1 protein-coding gene is annotated in these 1,322 nt (G+C 66.4%); it reads left to right on the top strand.

The genetic code is table 11. From position 1 onward, the window contains the following. The first annotated feature begins 501 nt into the window (after positions 1-501). On the top strand, positions 502-1,173 hold the full coding sequence (locus ACFOSH_RS39140; RefSeq protein WP_378245974.1) for a phosphate signaling complex PhoU family protein: 672 nt from the start codon (positions 502-504) through the stop codon (positions 1,171-1,173). Positions 1,174-1,322: the final 149 nt, after the last annotated feature.

Genomic DNA, 1,322 nt, shown 5'->3' with positions numbered 1-1,322 from the left:
ACACACCGGATGCGACGACCGGTGATCCACCACACCCACCCACCAAACACATGATCAACAAACACCATCAAGACCATCCAACAAACACGCCGGTGGATCCAGGTCCAGCGCCCCAATGCCACATTCGGCGCACACCTGTTCCGGGTTTGAGGTCCGTGAAGGACCCCTTCACGGACCGGACACTCAACGTCCGGAATCTTCCCCGCTCACCCACGTCGGCATCCAGCACGATCCTTGTCACTCAAGACCCCTTCGCAAGGCGCTCAAACCGGGCTCCGGCGAAGAGAGTCGTCCTTGTGGACAAGCAGAGTCATGGTCGGCTCCCTGTGGCCAGGCCAGTCCGCGCCGAGATTGAAGCCGATGGCGAGGCCTGGCCACGTTCAGGACCGCTGTCCGGCCCAGCGGTTTGACGCCGATTGAGCCGGAACGGCGGCGGGTAACCGTGGCTATGATCAGCAACGACAACAGGATCGTGGTTCTCGAAGCCGAGAAGGTGCTCACATGAGGGAACGATTCCAGGGTGAACTGAGCGTCCTCGGCGAGCTTCTCTCGACCATGTGCGGCATGGCGTGCGAGGAGCTGCGCCTGGCCAACCGGGTCTTTCTCGACCGGGACGCCGAGGCCGCCGTCGAGCTGGCGACGGTCGAGGCGAAGCTGAACGCGGCCCGGACCGAATGCGAGGAGACCGCGCAGAAGCTGCTCGCGCTGCAAGCGCCGGTCGCGGGGGATCTGCGGACCGTGCTCGCGGCGGTGTTCTGCGCGGACAGGCTGGAGCGCATGGGCGACCTGGCCCAGCACATCGCCGACCAAGCCGCGCGAGAGCCCGAGTTCGCCGTTCCCGACGCGCTGACCGGGCGTTTCCGTGAGATGGCCGGGTTGGTCCGCTCGATGGCGGAAGACCTCGGCGCGGCGATCGAGGGACCGACGGCCGAGGTGTTCCACTCGCTCGCCCGAACCGATGAGCGCGTCGACGCGCTGTACGAGGAGCTGCTGACGCTGGTCACCGGCCCGGACTGGACCGACGGCGTCGCACCCGCGATCTCGGTGGCGCTGCTGGCACGGTTCTACGAGCGCTTCGCCGACCAGGTCGTCTCCGTCGCCCGGAGGGTCGATTTCGCGCTCACCGGGGAGCTGCCCGAATCCTCCGTACGGGATGTCCCTGCCGAGCTCTGATGCTTGCCGGGAGCCCGTGAGGGCCCCCTTCCCCCGGCTCAGCAGCAATGCCAGGAACTTAAGCGGCTCTGGGTTGGGCTGGGGTTGCTGTTGTGTTGGCTGTGTCCTGTTCGGTGGGGGTGGGTGCGGTGGTGACCCGGTAGCTGGCT

Origin of the sequence: Amycolatopsis speibonae, from assembly GCF_042647925.1 — a bacterium.
In the GTDB taxonomy this organism is placed as follows: Bacteria; Actinomycetota; Actinomycetes; order Mycobacteriales; family Pseudonocardiaceae; genus Amycolatopsis; species Amycolatopsis speibonae.
This window is presented reverse-complemented; position numbering and strand designations above follow the sequence as displayed.